At 63.2% G+C, this 19058-nt stretch carries 18 protein-coding genes; 9 read left to right on the top strand and 9 right to left on the bottom strand.

Annotated features, from left to right (window positions below; genetic code table 11):
- Positions 1–38 precede the first annotated feature (38 nt).
- Positions 39–512, top strand: coding sequence for an NUDIX domain-containing protein (locus tag B7H23_RS10760; protein WP_094077400.1), 474 nt, complete (start codon positions 39–41; stop codon positions 510–512).
- 13 nt (positions 513–525) lie between these two features.
- Here the strand turns inward: B7H23_RS10760 and B7H23_RS10755 are convergent, their stop codons facing one another.
- On the bottom strand, positions 526–1497 hold the full coding sequence (locus B7H23_RS10755) for a glutathione S-transferase family protein (RefSeq protein ID WP_094077399.1): 972 nt from the start codon (positions 1495–1497) through the stop codon (positions 526–528).
- A gap of 281 nt (positions 1498–1778) precedes the next feature.
- On the opposite strand from B7H23_RS10755, the gene B7H23_RS10750 reads away from it, so the two are divergent.
- Complete coding sequence (locus tag B7H23_RS10750; RefSeq protein WP_094077398.1) at positions 1779–2315, top strand: GNAT family N-acetyltransferase; 537 nt, start codon at positions 1779–1781, stop codon at positions 2313–2315.
- 29 nt (positions 2316–2344) lie between these two features.
- Entirely contained in the window at positions 2345–2998 is a 654-nt protein-coding gene (locus B7H23_RS10745) for a metallophosphoesterase (RefSeq protein ID WP_094077397.1), read from the top strand.
- 20 nt (positions 2999–3018) lie between these two features.
- Here B7H23_RS10745 and B7H23_RS10740 read toward each other — a convergent pair whose 3' ends face one another.
- Genes B7H23_RS10740 through B7H23_RS10725 form a run of 4 tightly spaced genes read right to left on the bottom strand, consistent with a single transcriptional unit; the run spans position 3019 to position 9889 of the window.
- Entirely contained in the window at positions 3019–5103 is a 2085-nt protein-coding gene (locus tag B7H23_RS10740; protein WP_094077396.1) for a hypothetical protein, read from the bottom strand.
- The gene (locus tag B7H23_RS10735; protein WP_094077395.1) at positions 5100–7970 is read right to left on the bottom strand and encodes a DUF4159 domain-containing protein; all 2871 of its coding nucleotides are present in this window, start codon (positions 7968–7970) and stop codon (positions 5100–5102) included. The genes B7H23_RS10740 and B7H23_RS10735 overlap by 4 nt, the downstream gene beginning before the upstream one ends.
- Complete coding sequence (locus B7H23_RS10730) at positions 7970–8872, bottom strand: DUF58 domain-containing protein (RefSeq protein ID WP_094077394.1); 903 nt, start codon at positions 8870–8872, stop codon at positions 7970–7972. Before B7H23_RS10730 ends, B7H23_RS10735 begins: the two co-directional genes overlap by 1 nt.
- Before the next feature lie 9 nt (positions 8873–8881).
- The gene (locus B7H23_RS10725) at positions 8882–9889 is read right to left on the bottom strand and encodes an AAA family ATPase (RefSeq protein WP_094077393.1); all 1008 of its coding nucleotides are present in this window, start codon (positions 9887–9889) and stop codon (positions 8882–8884) included.
- A 143-nt stretch (positions 9890–10032) separates the two neighbouring features.
- Here B7H23_RS10725 and B7H23_RS10720 point away from each other — a divergent pair, with 143 nt between their 5' ends.
- The 4 genes from B7H23_RS10720 to B7H23_RS10705 are packed head-to-tail and all read left to right on the top strand — an operon-like array spanning position 10033 to position 13893.
- Positions 10033–10626: a DUF1285 domain-containing protein gene (locus B7H23_RS10720; RefSeq protein WP_240535066.1), complete on the top strand. Its 594-nt coding sequence runs from the start codon at positions 10033–10035 to the stop codon at positions 10624–10626.
- Entirely contained in the window at positions 10623–11273 is a 651-nt protein-coding gene (locus B7H23_RS10715; RefSeq protein WP_094077391.1) for a CoA pyrophosphatase, read from the top strand. Before B7H23_RS10720 ends, B7H23_RS10715 begins: the two co-directional genes overlap by 4 nt.
- Positions 11270–12547, top strand: coding sequence for a CCA tRNA nucleotidyltransferase (locus B7H23_RS10710; RefSeq protein WP_094077390.1), 1278 nt, complete (start codon positions 11270–11272; stop codon positions 12545–12547). Before B7H23_RS10715 ends, B7H23_RS10710 begins: the two co-directional genes overlap by 4 nt.
- Positions 12548–12606: 59 nt before the next feature.
- Positions 12607–13893 (top strand): MFS transporter, encoded by a 1287-nt coding sequence (locus B7H23_RS10705; protein ID WP_094077389.1) that lies wholly within the window; start codon positions 12607–12609, stop codon positions 13891–13893.
- A gap of 28 nt (positions 13894–13921) precedes the next feature.
- On the opposite strand, the gene zigA is transcribed toward B7H23_RS10705, so the two are convergent.
- Together zigA and B7H23_RS10695 are read right to left on the bottom strand one after the other, a co-directional pair.
- Positions 13922–15130 (bottom strand): zinc metallochaperone GTPase ZigA, encoded by a 1209-nt coding sequence (gene zigA / locus B7H23_RS10700; RefSeq protein ID WP_240535065.1) that lies wholly within the window; start codon positions 15128–15130, stop codon positions 13922–13924.
- Positions 15131–15216: 86 nt separating this feature from the next.
- Positions 15217–16131, bottom strand: a complete 915-nt coding sequence (locus B7H23_RS10695) for a LysR substrate-binding domain-containing protein (protein ID WP_094077387.1) — start codon at positions 16129–16131, stop codon at positions 15217–15219.
- Between the two features lie 95 nt (positions 16132–16226).
- Here B7H23_RS10695 and B7H23_RS15920 point away from each other — a divergent pair, with 95 nt between their 5' ends.
- Positions 16227–16427 carry a hypothetical protein gene (locus B7H23_RS15920; RefSeq protein WP_143534762.1) on the top strand — a complete coding sequence of 67 codons (201 nt, stop codon included), beginning with the start codon at positions 16227–16229 and terminating at the stop codon, positions 16425–16427.
- A gap of 220 nt (positions 16428–16647) precedes the next feature.
- Positions 16648–17271 (top strand): hypothetical protein, encoded by a 624-nt coding sequence (locus B7H23_RS15915; RefSeq protein WP_143534761.1) that lies wholly within the window; start codon positions 16648–16650, stop codon positions 17269–17271.
- Between the two features lie 78 nt (positions 17272–17349).
- On the opposite strand, the gene B7H23_RS10685 is transcribed toward B7H23_RS15915, so the two are convergent.
- Positions 17350–17532: a DUF1059 domain-containing protein gene (locus B7H23_RS10685; protein ID WP_094077385.1), complete on the bottom strand. Its 183-nt coding sequence runs from the start codon at positions 17530–17532 to the stop codon at positions 17350–17352.
- Between the two features lie 89 nt (positions 17533–17621).
- Positions 17622–19046: a DUF2252 domain-containing protein gene (locus tag B7H23_RS10680; protein WP_094077741.1), complete on the bottom strand. Its 1425-nt coding sequence runs from the start codon at positions 19044–19046 to the stop codon at positions 17622–17624.
- Positions 19047–19058 lie beyond the last annotated feature (12 nt).

Below are 19058 nucleotides of genomic sequence, written 5' to 3'. Positions count from 1 at the left end.
AACCAGCTTGAGACGGTTTTCCAGACCGGTTCGCCCCAATGAGACTGCCGTCGATCCTGCGCCCTTTGCGTAACAGGCTGCTGCAGACGTTTTTTCTTCTCACACGCCCGATGACACTTGGCGTTCGGATCATCGTACACGACCCTGCGGCGGGGACAGTGTTTCTGGTGCGCCATACCTATGTGGAAGGCTGGCATTTACCGGGCGGCGGCGTCGAGCGCGGCGAGACGGTCATGGAGGCCGTCCGAAAGGAACTGATGGAGGAGGGGCGTCTGAAGCTGGCGACCGAGCCGTTGTTTCTGGGCGTGCTGTTCAACCGGAGGGCGCGGCACAACCACATCCTCCTCTATCTGAGCGAGGACTGCGTGCAGACCGGCGATCCCGATCCGAACTGGGAGATCGCCGAAGCGCGCGCCTTCCCGCTCGACGGTCTGCCCGAGGATCTCAGCCCGGCAACGGCGCGGCGCATCGCCGAATGGCGCGCCGGTCAGCCGCCCGCCACTGAGTGGTAGCCGTCCCGTTTTTTCATCCACGTCCATGGGGCGCATTGAAATCCAGAGCCGGCCCCTTCGGCACCACGCCGGTCGGGTTCACGCCGGGATGGCTCGTGTAATAATGGCCCTTGATATGATCGAGATGAACCGTCTCCGCGATGCCGGGCATCTGGTAGATCTCGCGCATGAAGTCGGACAGGTTCGGCATCTCGTTCAGCCGGTTGCGGTTGCATTTGAAATGGTAGTGATAGACCGCGTCGAAGCGGATGAGCGTGGTGAACAGGCGGATATCGGCTTCGGTGAAGCGATCGCCCGTCAGATAGCGGTTTGAAGCGAGACGCTCTTCCAACTCGTCCAGCGCACCGAACAGATCGTCATAGGCGGCTTCGTACTTTTCCTGGTTCTTGGCGAAGCCGGCGCGATAGACGCCATTGTTCACATTCGGATAGACCAGATCGTTTACCGCATCGATCTCGCTTTTCAGATCGGCCGGATAATAGTCGGTTGTGTCGCTCGCCCATTCGGCGAAGGCCGAATTGAGCATGCGGATGATCTCGCTGCTCTCATTGTTGACGATCGTCTGGCGCTCCTTGTCCCAGAGCACCGGCACGGTCACCTTGCATGTCGCGTCCGGATCGGCCTTCTGGTAGATCTCGTGCAGCAAAGCCTTGCCGTAGAGATCGTCGCCGGTGGCGCCCTTCACATCGTCGTCGAAGCTCCAGCCCTTGTCACCCATATGCCAGTGGACGACCGAGACGGATATGATGTCCTCCAGCCCCTTGAGACGGCGCATCACCATCGTCCGGTGCGCCCAGGGGCAGGCGTGGGAGACATAGAGGTGGTAGCGGTTCGGCGCGGCGGGAAAGCCGCCTTCGCCGCTCGGACCGGCGCTGCCGTCCTTCGTTACCCAGTTGCGGAAGGTGGAATCCTGCCGTTCGAAGCCGCCATCCTTCGTGGTGGCGACATCGCCGCTCTTCCATTCGCCATCGACCAGCTGTCCCATGAAAACTCCTTTGTTCTGCCAAGGCAGTTAGGGCCGGGCCGAACGGCGGAACAGGGTGGCGCCGTGAACAGACCGTCTTCCCGATCGGGGCGCTCGCGTCCGAAACCCGGGACAAGTAGACAGGCGGGCCGCTATGCGATAGCTGATGGCTTTTCCGGCAGTGAGGGGCCGGAACCGAGGGATGAACCGATGATCTTCCGACGAGGACGACCGAAGCCACGGTAAACGGTGCTGCCGAATGCGCGGCGCCAGTTTCGACGCACGCCTTCCGGATCGCCACCATGTCCTTCACGCCATCGCCCAGCCAGTCTTCCAACATTCGTTTCACGCAGGAAACATCGGCAGACGACGCCGATATCGAAGCGCTTCATGACGAAGTTTTCGGGCCTGGCCGCTTCGTGCGCGCCGCCTCGGCCATTCGCGAGCAGGGGCCGCATGATCGGGCTCTGTCCTTCACGGCGCGGTTCGACGACGAGCTGATCGGCTCGGTGCGGCTGTCGCCGATTTCTGTCGGCCCTGCGCGGGGCCATCTCCTTGGGCCGCTTGCCGTTCTGCGCAACCGGCGAAAGGCCGGTATCGGCAAGCATCTGGTCAATCTCGGCGTCGAGGCGGCACGTGTGGCCGGTAGTCCTTTCGTTCTTCTCGTGGGTGACGCGCCCTATTACTGGCCGATGGGGTTTCGTCCCATATCGGCTGAGACGGTGCGGATGCCCCTGCCAGTCGCGCCGGACCGGCTGCTGGTCTGCGCGCTGGATACGGCCGTTTGCGAACGGCTGGAAGGGAACGTTCGTCATGCCTATTGCATTGAGCCTGTTTAGGAATCACTGATTTACAGGATCGCGCGGCAATGGCCCTTACCTTCGCAGTCGGAGACATTCATGGCGAACGCGCCAAGATGGACATGCTGCTGATGAAGATCGAAAGCCAAGCTGATGGCGGCACGGTCGTCTTCATTGGCGATTATGTCGATCGGGGACCCGACAGCGCGGGCGTTCTGCAAAGGCTGATCGAGGGCCCGCCATCCGGCTGGACGTGGATCGCGCTGAAAGGCAACCATGAGATCATGATGCTCGAAGGCGTATCCGATACCGCATCGGCCGATGAGGCAAAGCTTTGGCTGACCAATGGCGGCGAAGCGACGCAGGCGTCCTATCCGGACGGCAGGATTTCACAGGATCATCTGGACTATGTGCGGGGATTGCACTTTCTGCACCGGGACAAGCACCGCATTTACGGCCATGCCTTCTACGATGTCGATGTTCCTTACGAAGAGCAGGTCGCCGACACGGTGCTGTGGGAGCGCTGGTCGGCGTTCGATACGTTGAAGCAGATCGCGCCCTGGCATTTCGTGCATGGTCATACGCCGCGTTCGTCCAACCCGACGACGCGGGGCAACCGGACCAATATCGATAGCGGTGCGGTATTTGGCGGGCCTCTCTCGGCTGCCGTCTTCGACGATGACCGTTCCGGCCCGCCTGTCGATCTGATCCAGACGCAGTGACCGTGGGCCGGCTGCGGGGCTCAGCGCCCTTCGCGCCACCACATGCCGCCGAGCAGAAGAAGGATCGCGCCAAGGCCGGCGAAGCCCGCAAGGAGCGGCGTCCGGTCGACGCTGCGCAGGATCGTCTCGTCGGTTTCTCGCAGGCCGACGAAACGCTCCGATCCGGTCGTGCCGGGTTTGATCGGGGCAATGGCCGGCATGCCGTCCGACAGCCGCCGCACCGTGCCGCCGGTTTCACCGGCCAGGCCCATTAGCGTGTCGATGGTCGAGATGGTGTCGGCGAACTCCGGCGCATTGAGCGGACCGATATGGGCGATGGCGCTCATATCGCCGTTCTGAACGCGATGCAGACCGATATTCTTCATCTGCAAACGCGTCGAAAAGATGCCGGGCCCGTCCTCCGTCAGCGACGCCTCGATCCGTTCGCCATCGGGACCGGTCACGATCGCTGGCGGGATCTCCTCCGCCATGCTCTGCCGGACGATCTCCAGCACCATGCCGTCGCCGCTGGCGACCAGGCGCTCTTCCTCCAGCTCCGGCTGTTTCATCAGCCAGTGCGCCATGCGGCGATAAAGCTGGACATGCGGGCCGCCGCCCTCGAAACCGCGCGCCCAGAGCCAGCCCTGATCGGAGAGCAGCATTCCGACACGGCCTTCTCCGACCCGGTCCAGGATCAACAGCGGCGCCTCGTCCAGCCCATGCATGACGACCTGCCCGCGCGGTCGCTGCACGGCGATCTGGCGGAACCAGCGGCTCCAGGCCGGCGGCTCGACACTGGACCCGTCGAGATTCCGTGTAACGGGATGACGTTCGCCCAGTTCGCTCAAAACCGGGTGGAAGGCGGCATTCGACACCTCACCGGTCGGCAGGGCCGGCAGGGCCGGCAGAAGCGGCGTGCGTGAGATGGACTGTTCGGAGGCGTATTCCGGCCCGGCGGCTACGAGCAGCGCGCCGCCATTGCGCACATATTCGGCGATGTAATCATAATAGAGGATCGGCAGTACGTCGCGGTGCTGGTAGCGGTCGAAGATGATGAGATCGAACTCGTCGATCTTCTCGACGAAGAGTTCGCGGGTCGGAAAGGCGATCAGCGACAATTCGTTGATCGGCGTGCCATCCTGTTTTTCCGGCGGGCGCAGAATGGTAAAATGGACCAGATCCACCGCCGCATCGCTCTTCAGCAGGTTGCGCCAGGCGCGCTCGCCGGCATGCGGTTCGCCCGAGACGAGCAGAACGCGCAGATTTTCCCTGATGCCGTCAATATTGGCGATGGCGGTGTTGTTGGCCCTCGTCAGTTCGCCGTCGGCCTCCGCGACGTCCAGTTCGACGATGGCCCGTCCGGCATTCGGCAGTTCGACGGAAGCGGCGGTCTCTTCGCCGATGAAGGCGCGCTGGCGGGCCACCTCTTCGCCGTTCAGGCGGATAGTCACGTCAACGGCGCCGCGTTCGGGGCCACCCGCGCCGGCGGGTTTGCCGTCCGACAGGACGCGGTAGGTCAGTTCGACCGGTTGGCCGACAAGAGCGAAGCGGGGTGCGCGCTCCAGGCGGATGCGGCGATCGAATTCATCCGGCTCGCCCGTGATCAGACCGTGGACTGGCGCGGCAATACCGGCTTGCGCCGCGCCGTCCGGAACATCGTGGATTTGACCGTCGGTGATGAAGACGGCTCCCGCAACACGCGATGGCGCTACGTCGCCGAGAAGGGCGTTCAGGCTTTCGAACAGGCGTGTTCGTGTCCGGTCACTGTCATCGGAAGGGCCACCGGCTTCATCGACACGCAGTTCGAATTGCGGCAGCGCCCCTATGCGCTCGCGCAGTTCCGCCAGTGCTTCGTCGGTCTGGGCTCGGCGCTCGCCGATCTCCTGGCTCTGGCTGCGGTCCACCACGACAGCGACGATGCTTGTCAGCGGATCGCGTTCCTCGCGCAGCACCACAGGGTTCGTGACGGCAAGAAACAAAAGCGCGGCGGCAAGAGCGCGGATGAACGCGCCCCGCCGGCCCAGAACGAAGCCGAGCGCAATGAAGACGATCAGCGGCACGGCCAGAACGATCAGCCAGAGCATCGGCACGAGCGGCTCGAATGCGAGCGAGAACTGATCGGTCATTGGCCGAGCCTTTCGAGCAGGGTCGGCACATGCACCTGATCGGCCTTATAGTTGCCCGTCAGCATATACATCATGATGTTGGTGCCGACGCGGTAGGCGTATTCGCGCTGCCGCTCGCCCCCTGGCACCACGGGAAGCAGCGGTCGGCCCCTCTCGGAGATCGCCCAGGCGCCCGCCAGATCGTTGCTGGTGATCAGGATGGGTGAAACGCCGTCGGCGCGCCGGACGGGCCGAGAGGCATTGCCGTCGGCGGTCATCACCGCCTCTACCCAGAGCGGGCCGTTGGCGTAGCGCCCTGGAAAGCTTGGCAGGATATAGAAACTCTTGGTCAGGACGTGATCGGCCGGCACCGGCTCGAGCGGCGGCACGTTCAGCGTCGCCAGAATTTCGCGCAGCTTGCGCGTCGCCGGCGTCAATGTTCCGCTGCGCCGCAGATTTCTTGAGAACTCGTCCCTGGTATCGAAGAGGACGGTTCCGCCATTGGTCATATAGGCGTCGATGCGAGCCAATGTGGCGGGCGAAGGGGTTGGTGCTTCGGCGACGACCGGCCAGTAGAGCAGCGGATAGAAGGCCAGTTCGTCGGTTTCGATATCGACCCCGCGCGGCTCGCCCGGCTCCATGGCCGTCCGACCGATGAGCCATGCCGACAGGCCGCGCATTCCGGCGCGGCTGATCCGGTCGGTTTCGGCATCCCCCGTCAGCACGTAAGCGAGCCGGGTTCGGGTCAAGGCCTCAACCGCCTCGGTGTCGGCGATCTCGGACGACGATCCTGAAGGTGGCGGCTGGTCGGTGGCGTCCTGCGCCAGAAGAGGCGAGGGCGCGCCCATGGCGAGCGCGAGCACCAGGATGGCGGACGCCGCTGCGGCATGGCGTCCCATACGCCGGTTCCGACGCAGAGAGGAGAGCGCGCCTGCAAGCCATAGATTGACCAGCGTATCGATGGCCAGAAGCACCAGGGCAATGGCGAAGAGCGGGCCGCGCAGATCGACCTGTTCGCCGGCGCCATAACCGATCTGCCGGACGCCGCCCGTAAAGGCCGGCGTTTCGATAGTCGCCAGCCTGTCATCGGCGGTCATCAGATTGAGCGCGAAGACTGCTTCTTCATTGCCGTAAAGGCCGGGGGGATTGGCGAGGGTCACGCCGTCCGCGCCCGGTTCGAGCGGTCTGGCTTCCGGACCGGGCGTCACGAGCGCACCACTGGCGTCGAGCACCCGCCAGGGTGGGATCGCCGCCGCCTGCGCGGTCTCCGCATTGGCATCGAGGCGACCCTGATTGCGCGACAGCCGCGTCAATTGGCGCAACATATCGACGAAACTGCCGGAGAGCGGCAGGTTCGACCAGCTGGCTTCGGGCGTAATGTGAAAGAGGACCAGCGTGCCTTCGCCTTCGGTACGTCCGGTGACGAGCGGTGTGCCGTCTTCCAGCGTCGCCCATGAGCGGGCCGCCAGTTCCGGTGCGGGCTGGGCAAGCACCTGGCGCTCGACCTTGACGTCGCGGGGCGGGATAAGATTGGCGAACGGCCCATTCACCGGGAAATCGGCCACGGGTTGCGGTTCGGTGAAGGAAAGCGCGCCGCCGAGCGCCCGTTCGCCGCTTCGAAGCGCAACCGGCAAGAGCGGATCGCCATTTCCATCGGCGCCGGCGAGGCGCGGCCCGGCGAAGCGAACCAGCATCCCGCCATTACGGACCCAGCGTAGCAGCCCGCGCTCCACCGTTTCCGGCAGAACACCGACATCGGCCAACACGATCATGGCCGGTTTCTGCTCCAGCACGGTCGGCACCGCTTCGCTCAGATCTCCGGAGGTCGGTTCGACCAGATCGGCGAAGGGGGCCAGGGCGCGTCGGATATAGAAAAGCGGCGACAGCAAAGGCTGACTGCTGGCGTCAGCCCCGCGCCCGCCAACCAGGCCGACCCGCCTGCGCCGCGCATCGTCGTCGAGCAGGCGCACCGCACCCGCCTGTTCAGCGCCGTCGACGGCGATACGGACGATGTCGTTGCGCAGTTCGAACGGCACGCCGAAACTGGCCTGCGTTTCGCTTTCATCCATGCGGAAAAGCGCCTCGGTCTCGGCGATGCGCCGCCCACGCCCGTCATAAGCGCCGAGGGTGAAGAGTTCCGGGCCATCGTTTTCGTCCGCCCGCCTTAGCGTGACGACCATGGCATCGGCTTCGTTTTCGGCGGCAGTTGCAATAAGCGCCGGCAAACGGTCGGGCTTGCCGAGCACGATGCGCGCGGCACCGGCTTCGGCGATCGTGGCGAAGGCGTCGGCATCGTCCGCCGATGCCAGCCCATCCGACAGGAGCACGAAACTTGCCGCTTCGCCGGTTTCGCTTGCGGCCGTCGCCAGACGCTCGAAGGTCGCGGTGCGGTCGACGGGCACCGGGTAGGGGCGGGCCGCGGCAAGGCGTTGCAGGGCTTCTTCTTCGTTGAACGGGCCGATCTCGCTATTGGCGGGTTCGGCGGTGAAGGCGAGGAAGATGGGCCGCTCGGCCTTGGCCGCCTCGTCGATCAGACCGCTGGCCGTTTCGACACGTTCGTCCCAGTCCCGCGCACTCGCCCAGCCATTGTCGATGGCCAGCACCAGCGCGCCCGATTCCGAGATGACGGGCTCTCGCGGATTCCAGAGCGGACCGGCCAGCGCCAGAATGACGAAGGCGGCGATCAGGAGCCGCAGGGCGGTCAGCCACCAAGGGCTCTTCTGCGGTGTCTCTTCCGTCTTCAGAACGCGCGCCAGAATGCGCAGCGGCGGGAAGATTTCTTCCTTGGGACGGGGAGGTGTGGCGCGCAGCAACCACCAGATCACCGGCAGTGCGGCGAGGCCGGCGAGAAGCGCGGGGGCGGTGAAGGCGAGCGGCAGGCCGAACATCAGAGTGCGCTCCCATGCGGGGTCGTCATCGCCTGATGCACATGGACTAGCGCTTCGCTGGCCAGTTGATCGGTATGGTTGAGGGTAAAGCTCCAGCCGAGGCGGCGCACGTCGCGCGACAGTTCGGCCCGGCGCGCCCGATAGACATCGCGATAGGCGGCAGCGGCATCTTCTGCGCGGCCGGCGGTCAGCCGTTCGCCGGTCTCGGGATCGACGAAACGGGTTCGCCCATCATAGGGGAAGGTCTCCTCGGCCGGGTCGGCGATCTCGATCAGATGGCCGCGCGCGTCGCGCTGCGCCAGCGGCCGCCACATCTCTTCCAGCACTTCGGTCTCGTCCAGAAAATCGGAGATCAGCACCACGTCGCTGCGACCGTTGACGATCGAAAAATCCGGCTTTTCGGGAAGCGGCGACATCATCATTCGCGCGGCGATGCGCTCGGCTGCGTTGCGCGCGGAGATCGGCTCCAAAAGACCGAGCCAGCCGATCCGCTCGCCGGAACGGGCCAGAAGTTCCGCCAGCGCCAGGGCCAGCACGATGGCGCGGGATTCCTTCGACACGCTCGCGCCTTGCGACTGATAGAGCATGGAGGGCGAGGGATCGGCCCAGAGCCAGACCGTGTGCGCGCTCTGCCACTCATTGTCGCGAACATAGACATGATCGTCGCGCGCGCTGCGCCGCCAGTCGATGCGCGCCATCGTCTCGCCGGCCGTATAGGGGCGGTACTGCCAGAAATCCTCGCCGATGCCACGCCGCCGCCGACCATGCCAGCCCGAAAGGACGGCAGCGGCGATACGCCGCGCCTCCACCAGCAGATCGGGAACGAGGGCCGCACGTTCCCGCGCCCTTGCCAGAGCGTTCTGCGGCGCGACGGACGCGCTTATCGTGCCGATTGCGGCCAATCGTTTGTCCTACTGCAGACCCTTGGTCAGGCTCGCGATGACATCGCGTATTTTCGTGCCTTCGGCGCGCGCGGAGAAGCTCAGCGCCATGCGGTGCTGGAGCACGGGTTCGGCGAGCGCGATCACGTCGTCGACGGAGGGGGCGAGACGTCCATCGTAAAGCGCGCGGGCACGGGCGCACAGCGTCAGCGCCTGGCTGGCGCGCGGGCCAGGGCCCCACGCCACCTGCCGGTCGATCTCGTCGTTGCCGTGTCCGGGACGGGCCGAGCGGACCAGGGTCAGAATGGAGTCGACCACGGAAGCCGGCACCGGCATCCGCCGCACCAGGTCCTGGATCTCCATCAGCCTGTCGGCGGATACGACACCGTTTGCGCGCATATTCGCCGTACCCGTCGTGTCGGTGATGATCCGCCGCTCGGCCTCGATATCGGGGTAGTCGATATCGACCTGCATGAGGAAGCGGTCGAGCTGGGCTTCGGGCAGCGGGTAGGTGCCCTCCTGTTCCAGCGGGTTCTGTGTCGCCAAAACATGGAAGGGGCGAGGCAGATCGTAGCGCTGGCCGGCGACCGTCACATGATATTCCTGCATGGCCTGCAGCAGCGCGGACTGTGTGCGCGGGCTGGCGCGGTTGATCTCGTCGGCCATCAGCAACTGCGCGAAGACCGGGCCGGCGACGAAGCGGAAGACGCGCTTGCCGGCATCGTCCTCTTCGAGGATTTCGGTGCCGAGAATATCGCCGGGCATCAGGTCCGGCGTGAACTGGATGCGGCGGGCGTCCAGACCGAGCACGGTGCCGAGCGTCTCGACAAGCAAGGTCTTTGCAAGCCCCGGCACGCCGACCAGAAGCGTGTGTCCGCCGGCAAAAACGGCGACGAGGGTGCGTTCGACCACCGCCTCCTGGCCGAAAATGACTTCGCCGACCGCCTGCTTGATCCGCCCGATATCGGCTAATGCCGTTTCGGCGCTCGCCAGCATCTCCTCCTCGGTCATCGTGCGAGGCTCGGTCAGTGCGCTCATGGAGGGTCCGCCTTGGCTTTTTCTCAGAATCAGGGATCGCGCTTACGTCCGCTTCAAGCTTAAGGGAAGGAATAAGGCTGGCAAGCGCGCCCGGCATGACTATTTCGTAAGCCATGACCAAGCCGCAAACAGACGGGGCCGCCATGGCGGATGACAGGACCGAAGCGCTCGAAGCACTGATTTCCCGGTCGGTGCAGGATGGCCGAAAGCCCGCGCCGGTCGATCAATGGGAACCGCAGAACTGCCGCGATATCGGCCTTGAAATCGCGGCGGACGGAACCTGGACCTATAAGGGTTCGCCCATCACCCGCCAGCGTATGGTCCAGCTCTTCTCTTCGGTCCTGCGCAAGGACACAGACGGCAAGACCTATCTGGTCACGCCGGTCGAAAAGGTGCTGGTAAATGTGGCGGACGCCCATTTCATGGCGGTCGAATGCGCATCCAGCGGCAGCGGCAAAACGCGTGTCCTGACCTTCCGGACCAATGTCGGCGATCTGGTCGAGGCCGGCCCCGATCACCCGCTCCGCTTCGAAGGAGCGGAGGATGACGGCCCGCTCAAACCCTATCTGCGCGTTCGCGGACGGCTGACCGCGCTGGCGACCCGTGCCGTGACCTATCAGCTGATCGAGATGGCCGAGCCGATGACGGTCGGCGACGTCGAGGTGCTGGCGCTGCATAGCCGGGGCGCGGTGTTTCCCATCGCGCCGATGGACCGTATCGAGGCCATGGCCGAATGAGCCGGCTGCAGGAGCAGGCCAGGAGGCCGTCCGCGATCTATTCCATCGACGAGTTCCGCCAGCGTGCGGAACGGGAATCCGGGCCGTTCGACACGACGGACTGGGGCGACCACCGCTGGAATCTCGACATTGCCGAGCATTTCTTCCGCCGCAGGAAGCGCGAGGCTGCGGTGTTGATCGGCGTGGTCGAGCGGGCGGGCGGCGCGCATGTTCTCCTGACCCGGCGCACCGATCATCTGAAGACCCATTCGGGCCAGGTCGCCTTTCCGGGCGGGCGGATCGACCCTGGCGATGACGGGCCGGTCGGCGCGGCGCTGCGCGAAGCGCAGGAGGAGGTGGCACTGCCGATAGAGCGTGCCGAAGTAATCGGGCGATTGCCCGATTACGCCACCGGATCGGGCTTCAAGATCGTGCCTGTTCTGGCGCTCCTTCACCCGCCCTTCGATTTGCGGCCCGAACCGGGCGAGGTGGCCGACATCTTCGAGGTGCCGCTGTCCTTCCTGATGGAACAGGCCAACCACATCCAGGACAGCCGCATCTGGGAGGGCCAGCGCCGCTATTACTGGACCATGCCGTTTGACGACTGGCACATTTGGGGCGTAACCGCCGGCATCATTCGCATGATGCAGGAGCGACTCTACCCTTGAGCGAAACGGTTTCCATCGCCGGACGGGCGCCATGCCTGAAAGAGCCGGCGCTTCAGACCCTTCTGGCTGCCCTGTCGGACGGCGAGCATGAGGCGCGGATCGTCGGCGGCGCGGTGCGCAACGTCCTGCTCGACCTGCCGGTCGGCGATATCGACATCGCCACCACCACGCCGCCGGAAGAGACGGTGCGGCGTGTGGCCAAGGCCGGTTTCCGGGCGATCCCGACCGGGATCGAACATGGCACTGTGACGGCGGTGGCCGACGGCGCGGTCTTCGAAATCACGACCCTGCGCACCGATGTTACCACCGATGGCCGCCACGCCGATGTGCGGTTCGGGACCGATTGGCAGGCGGATGCACGCCGGCGGGACTTCACGATCAATGCGCTCTATGCCGATGCCGATGGCCGCGTTTACGACCCGGTCGGCGGCCTGCCCGACCTTGAAACGCGGACGATCCGCTTCATCGGCGAAGCGCGCGAGCGGATCGAGGAAGATTATCTGCGGATCCTGCGCTTCTTCCGCTTCTTCGCCTGGTACGGGCAGGGCCGGCCCGATGCGGACGGGCTGCGCGCCTGCGCTGCGATGAAGGGCGGCATGGACCGCCTGTCCGCCGAGCGGGTATGGAGCGAATTGCGCAAGCTGCTCGCCGCGCCCGATCCCCATCGCGCGCTGCTCTGGATGCGGACGGCGAGCGTGCTGACGACCATTCTGCCGGAAAGCGAGAAATGGGGGATCGATCTTGTCGGCCCGCTCGTAGAAACCGGCCAAAATGCCGGCTGGACGCCCGATCCGCTGCTTCGGCTGATGGCCATGTTGCCGCCGGACGAAGCGCGGATGAAGATGCTGGCCGATCGTCTTAGGCTTTCCAACGCCGAACGCGACCGCCTGCTGGCCTTTGCCTTCAATGCCGCGCCATCGGCCGAGATGACCGACAAGGCGCTGAAGGAATGGCTCTACCGCCAAGGCCGCCCGGCCGTGCTCGACCGCCTCAGACTATCGCTCGCTTCAGCGCGGGGACGCGCGACGAGCGATGACGCCGCGCTGGTCGAGGCCGGACGGTTCGCGGCAATGCTCGAAACGGCTGAGAATTGGGACATTCCGCAGTTTCCGCTGCGCGGCGCCGACCTTATCAGCGCCGGCATGGCTGCTGGGCCGCAGATCGGCGAGCGCCTGAAGGCTGCGGAAGAAGCGTGGATCGAAAGTGGTTTCCGGCTGAATCGCGACGATTTGCTGGCGAAAGCGTGCACCCAAACGAAATTCGATCCGGGGTGATTGACGGCGGCGCATAAAGACGGCATGGCGCGTTTTTGCCGGCGGAATCGGAGAGCGCCATGTTGAAGCTGGTCGCAAGCGTGTGGGCGCTTCTCCTCGGCGTCTTCCTGATCATGATCGGCAACGGCATGCAATCGACGCTGATGGGCATCCGCGGCGAGATCGAAGGGTTTTCCACCTTCGCGCTGTCGCTTGTCACCTCCGGCTACTTTCTCGGCTTTCTCATCGGTTCGCGGGTCACGCCGAAGCTGATCCGCCAGGTCGGCCATGTGCGCGCCTTCGCCGCGCTCGGCTCGCTCATGTCTGCGGTGCTGATCGCCTATCCGCTGCTCACCGATCCCTGGTCCTGGACGTTGCTGCGCATCGTACTGGGCTTTTGCATGTCCGGCATCTATGTCACAGCGGAAAGCTGGCTGAACGACCGCGCCACCAATGAGACGCGCGGTACGATGCTGTCATCCTACATGCTGGCGCAGATGGCCGGCCTGGTCGGCGCGCAGGGGCTGTTGAACGTCGGCGATGCGGCGGGCGCGTCGCTCTTCATCCTGGCGTCGATCTTCGTGTCGCTCGCCTTCACGCCGGTGCTTTTGTCCGCCGTGCCGCTGCCGGCGGTTGAGGCGGTCAAGCCAATGAGCCTGCGCGACCTCTATGAGCGCTCGCCCACGGCCACGGTCGGCACGGCCATCATTGGCGCCATCATCGCGGCGCAAATGGGCATGGCGGCGGTTTATGGCGCGAAGATCGGCCTCAATGTGCGCGACGTCTCGCTCTTCATCGCCTCCATCTTCGTCGGCTCGCTCATCTTCCAGTATCCGGTGGGGCGGCTGTCGGACCTGATGGACCGGCGCATTCTCATGATAAGCCTCGCCATCGTCGGCGCGCTGGCGAGCATTCTGCCCTTTTTCATCGAAGGCAGCTTCGCCGTTCTGCTCGTCGCGGGACTGATCGCCGGCGGGGTGGCGACGCCGCTCTATTCGCTGATGGTCGCCTACACCAACGATTATCTGGAGCGGGAGGAGATGCCGTCGGCGGCCAGCGGCATGATCTTCATCTACGGGCTCGGCGCCGTTACCGGGCCGGTCGTGATCGGCCAGACGATGGAGCTGACCGGCCCGGTCTCCTTCTGGGTTCTGCTGACCGTCCTGTTCGCGGTGATCGCCGCCTATATCGGCTGGCGCGTGACGCAGCGCGCCGCGCCGGCAGGCGACGATTCCGCCTATCTCGGCGTTCTGCCGAACTCCTCCGCCGTTGCCGTCGACGCGGCCTATGAATGGTATGAGGACGCGGCGCAGGATGCGGAGGAGGAGAGCGGCGAGGAGAACGCAGGGCGAGACGGAAGCGACTAGACGACCGTCACGGCCTTGCCGGCCTCATTCATTGCCAAAGCGGAAAAGGATCCTCCAGATGGCTCCATCGGTCCGCCTCGAATGTCTTTCCTTCACCGATCAGGGCGCTGTCGAGATCGGCGGTGATGGCGTCCCGATCCATGCCGGAACCGATGAAGACCAGTTCCTGACGCCGGTCTCCGAAGGGCGGCTGCCAGTGCTTTTCGATATACGCCATAGTCTGCGGATGGTCCGGCCATCTTTCGCGCGGTACCGAGGCCCACCACCGTCCCAACGGCTTGACGCTGCTCAACGCTCCCGCGAGTGAAAATTCCGTCACCCATTCGGGACGGGTCGCCACCCAGAAGTGGCCCTTGGCACGGATCACGCCGGGCAGGGTCCGATTGAGGACCTCGTGAATCTTCTGCGGATGGAACGGTCGTTTGGCGCGGTATACGAACGAGGTGACGCCGTACTCTTCCGTTTCGGGAATGTGATCGGCGAATCCGTAGAGTTCTTTTGCCCATAATGGATGGTTGTGAGCGGTTTCGAAATCGAAGAGGCCGGTGTCGAATATGCTTTCCTCCGCCACCCTGCCGTGGTCCGTCTCCACGATCCGGGCATCGGGGTTGAGCGATCTTACGATCTTGCGCGCTGCATCCAGCCTCTCGGGGCCGGCGTCGGTTATCTTGTTCAGAACGATGACGTCGGAGAATTCGATCTGGTCGACCAGAAGATCGACCAGCGTGCGCTCGTCGCCCTCGCCCAGGCTCTGGCCGCGTTGCTTCAGAAAATCATGGCTCGAATAATCCTTCAGAAGGTTGATCGTGTCGACGACCGTCACCATCGTATCGAGCCGCGCGACATCGGAGAGGCTTCTGCCCTCTTCATCCCGGAACTCGAATGTCGCTGCGACCGGCAGCGGTTCGGAAATCCCGGTGGATTCGATCAGAAGGTAATCGAACCGCCCTTCGCTCGCGAGATCTCGAACCTCGGCGAGAAGATCGTCGCGCAGGGTGCAGCAGATGCAGCCATTGCTCATCTCGACGAGCTTTTCGTCGGTGCGAGAGAGATTCGCGCCGCCATCGCGCACGAGATCGGCATCGATATTGATTTCGCTCATATCGTTGACGATCACGGCAACGCGACGGCCATCGCGATTGTTCAGCACATGGTTCAGAAGCGTCGTCTTGCCGGAACCGAGAAAGCCGGAAAGAACCGTGACGGGCAGGCGATTGTCGTGCAGGCGAGAAGGCAAAATCGTTCCAATCATTCGTTATGTTATAACATAACAATCGAATAGCTCCGCGGGGCCGTCCTTGTCAATCGTCGCGTCGGGTCTGCTCACGCCGTGGTCGCGACCGGTTCCGCCGTGCCCGCCATTTCAGCGAGCAACCAATCGCGGAACGCCTTGATCTTGGGGACGTTTCGGCGTCGTTCCGCATAGCAGAGCCAGTAGGACTGGCCCATCTCCTCCACCAGCGGGAAGGGCTGGATCAACTGTCCGGTTTCCAGCTCGCGGCGGTAGAACTCCGGGGTAAGGATGGCGGCGCCCATGCCGCCGAGCGCCACCTGCGCTTCGAGAAACTGATCGCCCATCGACGATTTCGGCCGCTTCATGATCTCGCTCGCATCGACGCCCGCGGCGGAAAACCAGGCCGACCACCAGGGATCGTGCGGATCGACCAGCGGCAATTTCAGCAGATCGGCGGGCTGGCGCAGCGGTCCGTGCCGTTCGGCAAGGGCGGGGCTGAGCATGGGCGTGAAGCGCGCCTTGAACAATTCATGGCATCGAAGGCCGGGCCATTGGCCGTTGCCGGAGCGAATGGCGACATCGACATCGTCACTGGCGAAATCCACCAAAGCCCGTGTCGCCGTGATGCGTGTGGCCAGATCCGGATGCGCGATCTGAAACCGCCCCAGGACGGGCGACAGCTTCTGGACGGCGAAGGTCGGGATCACATTGATCGACAGAACGCCCGAAGCTCTCTGCCGAACCGCCTCGAAAGCCGAATTGAGCTGATCGAGGACCTTGGACGCCGCCACCGCCAGCGTATCGCCGATGGCCGTCAGCTCCACCGCCCTCGGCCGGCGAATGAAGAGCGGCGCGCCAACGCGGTCCTCCAGCATCCTGATCTGATAGCTGACCGCCGCCTGTGTCATCCCCAGTTCGTCGGCCGCACGGGTGAAGCTCAAATGGCGGGCCGCGGCCTCGAAGACCCGGACGCTGGCGAGCGGCGGAAGATCATAGCGCGACATGCATAAAGCTACCTTATACCAAGCATCGGATATTCCGTTGGATTTAATCTCAGCGGTCGGGCTTTGTCGATTCTCTCTCATAAGGAGGATCGACCATGCGCCGACTCATTGACCTGTTGCGCCTTTGCTTTTCACGGCGTGGGAGTGCGGCGACCGCATCGAAGTGCTGTCCTGGCGGCAGGTCGAAGCGGACCATCGCGAGGATCGATCCGGCGACGGCGCCGAAGGATCGGCTGCGCGATATCGGCCTTCTGGATGGACGGCCCGGCCGACGGGGAAGGGCGGGCTGGGAGTAGGGGCCGTGGGGCGGGGGTGAAGGAGTTGGAGGTGCAGGGGCGATCCCGCCTATTTCAAAGTCCTGTCGAACTCCTCGCCCGTTGCCGTCGATGCCGCCCGTGAATGGTATGAGAATGCGGGCGTCGGACTAGGCGGGGAAGAAATTGAGGGGGATAGTCGGAATGAAATTTCGTTGCTATGATAATATAGAATTAAAATAGATATACTGGGAGCTAAAATTTGATGAAGGCAAGTTTCGAAGAAGAATGGCTTCAAATCAAAAACAAATTAGAGGGCGATAGCCCTGACGCGACAATATGGAAAGATGCTTGTGATCGTCTGCTTACAACTCGTTTAGATGATCGCTATTTTCAGCCGATTTCCTTAATACGGAGTGGTAGCAATTACCGCGGCGAAGGGTTCGCAATTCTGACGATTCAGTGTTCTCTGATAGAGTTCCTGGCAGCTTTACGGCTCGGATGGAATCATAAGGTCGGTGCTCAGCCGGGAAAAAATTTTCAGTATGGACGCAGCCAAGATCTTTACTGCGGTTTCCTTACTCAGCAGTCGCCTTTTTCAGGTTTATTTACTGACGAAGATCGTGCCTTGAATTTTTACAAGAATGTTCGTTGCGGTCTGGTCCACGAAGCACAAACCAAAAATGGATGGAAAATTTGGGCTGGCAGTGCCAACGACAAGGCAGTCGACTTTGAACATAAAGTAGTCAATCGAGATTTATTCGGCGATCTCATAAATCAATATGTTGAAATATATTCTAAAGATTTGATTTTCTGCCGCGACCTGCAGCAGGCTTTCATTAGAAAAATGCAGTATATCTACGATCATCATACCACTGCCAACTGAGCGTACCATGGATGACATCTGAAATAAAAAACCCCGCCGAGTTACCCCGGCGGGTTTCGTTTTCCTATCAGCCCTGCATCACGCCGGCTGGACGTCGCGGATGCGGCTCTTGATCTCGCTGACCATATTGGGGCGGACATGGGTCTCGCCATGGGCGGAGCGCAGATGCTCGCTGGCGCGGCGGACCACTTCCGCCTCATCCTCCGCCTGGGTGTGCCAGTGGCAGCCCGGAACCAGGGTTCCGCAATCGAAGCGTTTCATGGTGAACCTCCTTCTTTCGCGTTGATGTGCCGGAACAACGGGGAAAGGGCGTCAGAAGTTCAAATTTCGTGCGGATCGCCCGCACCGGATCAGCGGTAGATAATATCGACCCGTTCGAACGCTCCATCCTTGTGGTCCTCACGGAAGAATTCGTGATCGGCGGCGAGCCGGTCTGCCGCTTCCTCGGCGAAGCGGATAAGATCCTTGATGAACAGTTTGCGCGGTTTCGCCGCCTCAATGATTGAGGGCTCGACATCGTAATCGATCTGGCCGAGATCGTCCGACAGCGCATGAGCCTGCGCCAGGGCCGCACCGCAGACGCGGGCATAGTCCTTCCATGTGCCGTAGCTGAGATCGTCGAGGTCGATATCGTCGCGGAACGGCGCGCGTTCGCGGCTCATATAGCTCTCGCCATCGATCTTCACCGCGCCGTAGAAAATGTCGCCATGGGCAAGCTGCACGGACTGGCCGTGGGCGATGCGGTCCGCCTCTTCGCCGGCATGAAAATCGGTCGGCGGCGTCAGGCCTTCCAGCGCCGATCGGCGGGCCTTCTTGAATTCGATGATGATATCGTCGGTCGCGTCCCTGGATGGACCTTCGATCAGCACATAGAAGCGCGGCAGACCGAGCGATGCGGTGCCCTGGCCGTGGCGGACGCACACATCCTTGACCTTGAGTTCGCCCGCACGGTCTGGCGTCACTTCGATACCGTTGGACTTGGCGAGATCGTTGACCGCCTGCTGAAACTTGTCCAGTTCGCTGGAGATGGGCTGTAGCTCATCACTGGCGCGAAAGCCGCGTCCGGACGGTTTGAGGTAATCGGACCAGAGCCAGTCCTGCCGATCGGTCCACGCTTCCTCGAAAAGACGCCGGATGACGTTCGGCGAATTGTCCATGCGATAGTCATCATTGCTTTCGGTCGCGCGGTCGGCATAGTTCTGCATCGCCTCCAGATAGCCCTTGGCGAACTTCTTCACGATCTTGCGCCGTTTCTTGCGTTTCATACCGCCCGCTTCGCGCACGGCGATCCAGAAGCCGACCGCGCCGCGCTTCAAATCCCATGTGAACGGGGCGTATACCGCCTCGTCGAAATCATTGACCCCGAAGATCGGCGCGCCGTTCTTGTCCGGCATCACGCCGAAATTCTGCGGGTGGACGTCTCCGAGCGCCATGACGGAGGGCATGTCGGAATCCATGCCGACCATATCGCGATAGAAAAGCAGCGCCGTACCGCGATAGAACTTGAAGAAGTCCTTCGCCAATTCGTTGAACTTCACTTCCGCGGCGGGGTTGCGCTGCTCGATCCGGTCGGCGTGATCCTCGCGCAGGGTCGAGCGAACGTGCCTGCGCCTTGCCTGACCTGTCAGCAGGACAGGCGGGATGACCTCTTCGCCATTGGCGATACGCTCGGCCAATTTGCGGAATTCGTCGACCTTGCCGCCCGACTTCTCGTAAATCTTGGACGTCGTCTTCTGAAGTTCCGATTCTTGACCCTGATTTCCGTTTTCCGACATCGCACGTGTTCC

Source organism: Notoacmeibacter marinus (assembly GCF_002238045.1).
Taxonomy (GTDB): Bacteria; Pseudomonadota; Alphaproteobacteria; order Rhizobiales; family Rhizobiaceae; genus Notoacmeibacter; species Notoacmeibacter marinus.
The sequence above is the reverse complement of the archived record's forward strand: the minus strand, read 5'-3'. Positions and strand labels throughout refer to the sequence as shown.

What these genes read in the sequence shown, in the direction of transcription:
- B7H23_RS10695 (WP_094077387.1), bottom strand. Translation starts at nt 16,131, where the DNA reads ATGTCGCGCTATGATCTTCCGCCGCTCGCCAGCGTCCGGGTCTTCGAG.
- B7H23_RS10735 (WP_094077395.1), bottom strand. Translation starts at nt 7,970, where the DNA reads ATGTTCGGCCTGCCGCTCGCCTTCACCGCCCCCGCGCTTCTCGCCGGC.
- B7H23_RS10740 (WP_094077396.1), bottom strand. Translation starts at nt 5,103, where the DNA reads ATGACCGATCAGTTCTCGCTCGCATTCGAGCCGCTCGTGCCGATGCTC.
- B7H23_RS10715 (WP_094077391.1), top strand. Translation starts at nt 10,623, where the DNA reads ATGAGCCGGCTGCAGGAGCAGGCCAGGAGGCCGTCCGCGATCTATTCC.
- B7H23_RS10725 (WP_094077393.1), bottom strand. Translation starts at nt 9,889, where the DNA reads ATGAGCGCACTGACCGAGCCTCGCACGATGACCGAGGAGGAGATGCTG.
- B7H23_RS10755 (WP_094077399.1), bottom strand. Translation starts at nt 1,497, where the DNA reads ATGGGACAGCTGGTCGATGGCGAATGGAAGAGCGGCGATGTCGCCACC.
- B7H23_RS10720 (WP_240535066.1), top strand. Translation starts at nt 10,033, where the DNA reads ATGGCGGATGACAGGACCGAAGCGCTCGAAGCACTGATTTCCCGGTCG.
- B7H23_RS15920 (WP_143534762.1), top strand. Translation starts at nt 16,227, where the DNA reads ATGCGCCGACTCATTGACCTGTTGCGCCTTTGCTTTTCACGGCGTGGG.
- B7H23_RS10745 (WP_094077397.1), top strand. Translation starts at nt 2,345, where the DNA reads ATGGCCCTTACCTTCGCAGTCGGAGACATTCATGGCGAACGCGCCAAG.
- B7H23_RS10680 (WP_094077741.1), bottom strand. Translation starts at nt 19,046, where the DNA reads ATGTCGGAAAACGGAAATCAGGGTCAAGAATCGGAACTTCAGAAGACG.
- B7H23_RS10760 (WP_094077400.1), top strand. Translation starts at nt 39, where the DNA reads ATGAGACTGCCGTCGATCCTGCGCCCTTTGCGTAACAGGCTGCTGCAG.
- B7H23_RS10705 (WP_094077389.1), top strand. Translation starts at nt 12,607, where the DNA reads ATGTTGAAGCTGGTCGCAAGCGTGTGGGCGCTTCTCCTCGGCGTCTTC.
- B7H23_RS10685 (WP_094077385.1), bottom strand. Translation starts at nt 17,532, where the DNA reads ATGAAACGCTTCGATTGCGGAACCCTGGTTCCGGGCTGCCACTGGCAC.
- B7H23_RS10750 (WP_094077398.1), top strand. Translation starts at nt 1,779, where the DNA reads ATGTCCTTCACGCCATCGCCCAGCCAGTCTTCCAACATTCGTTTCACG.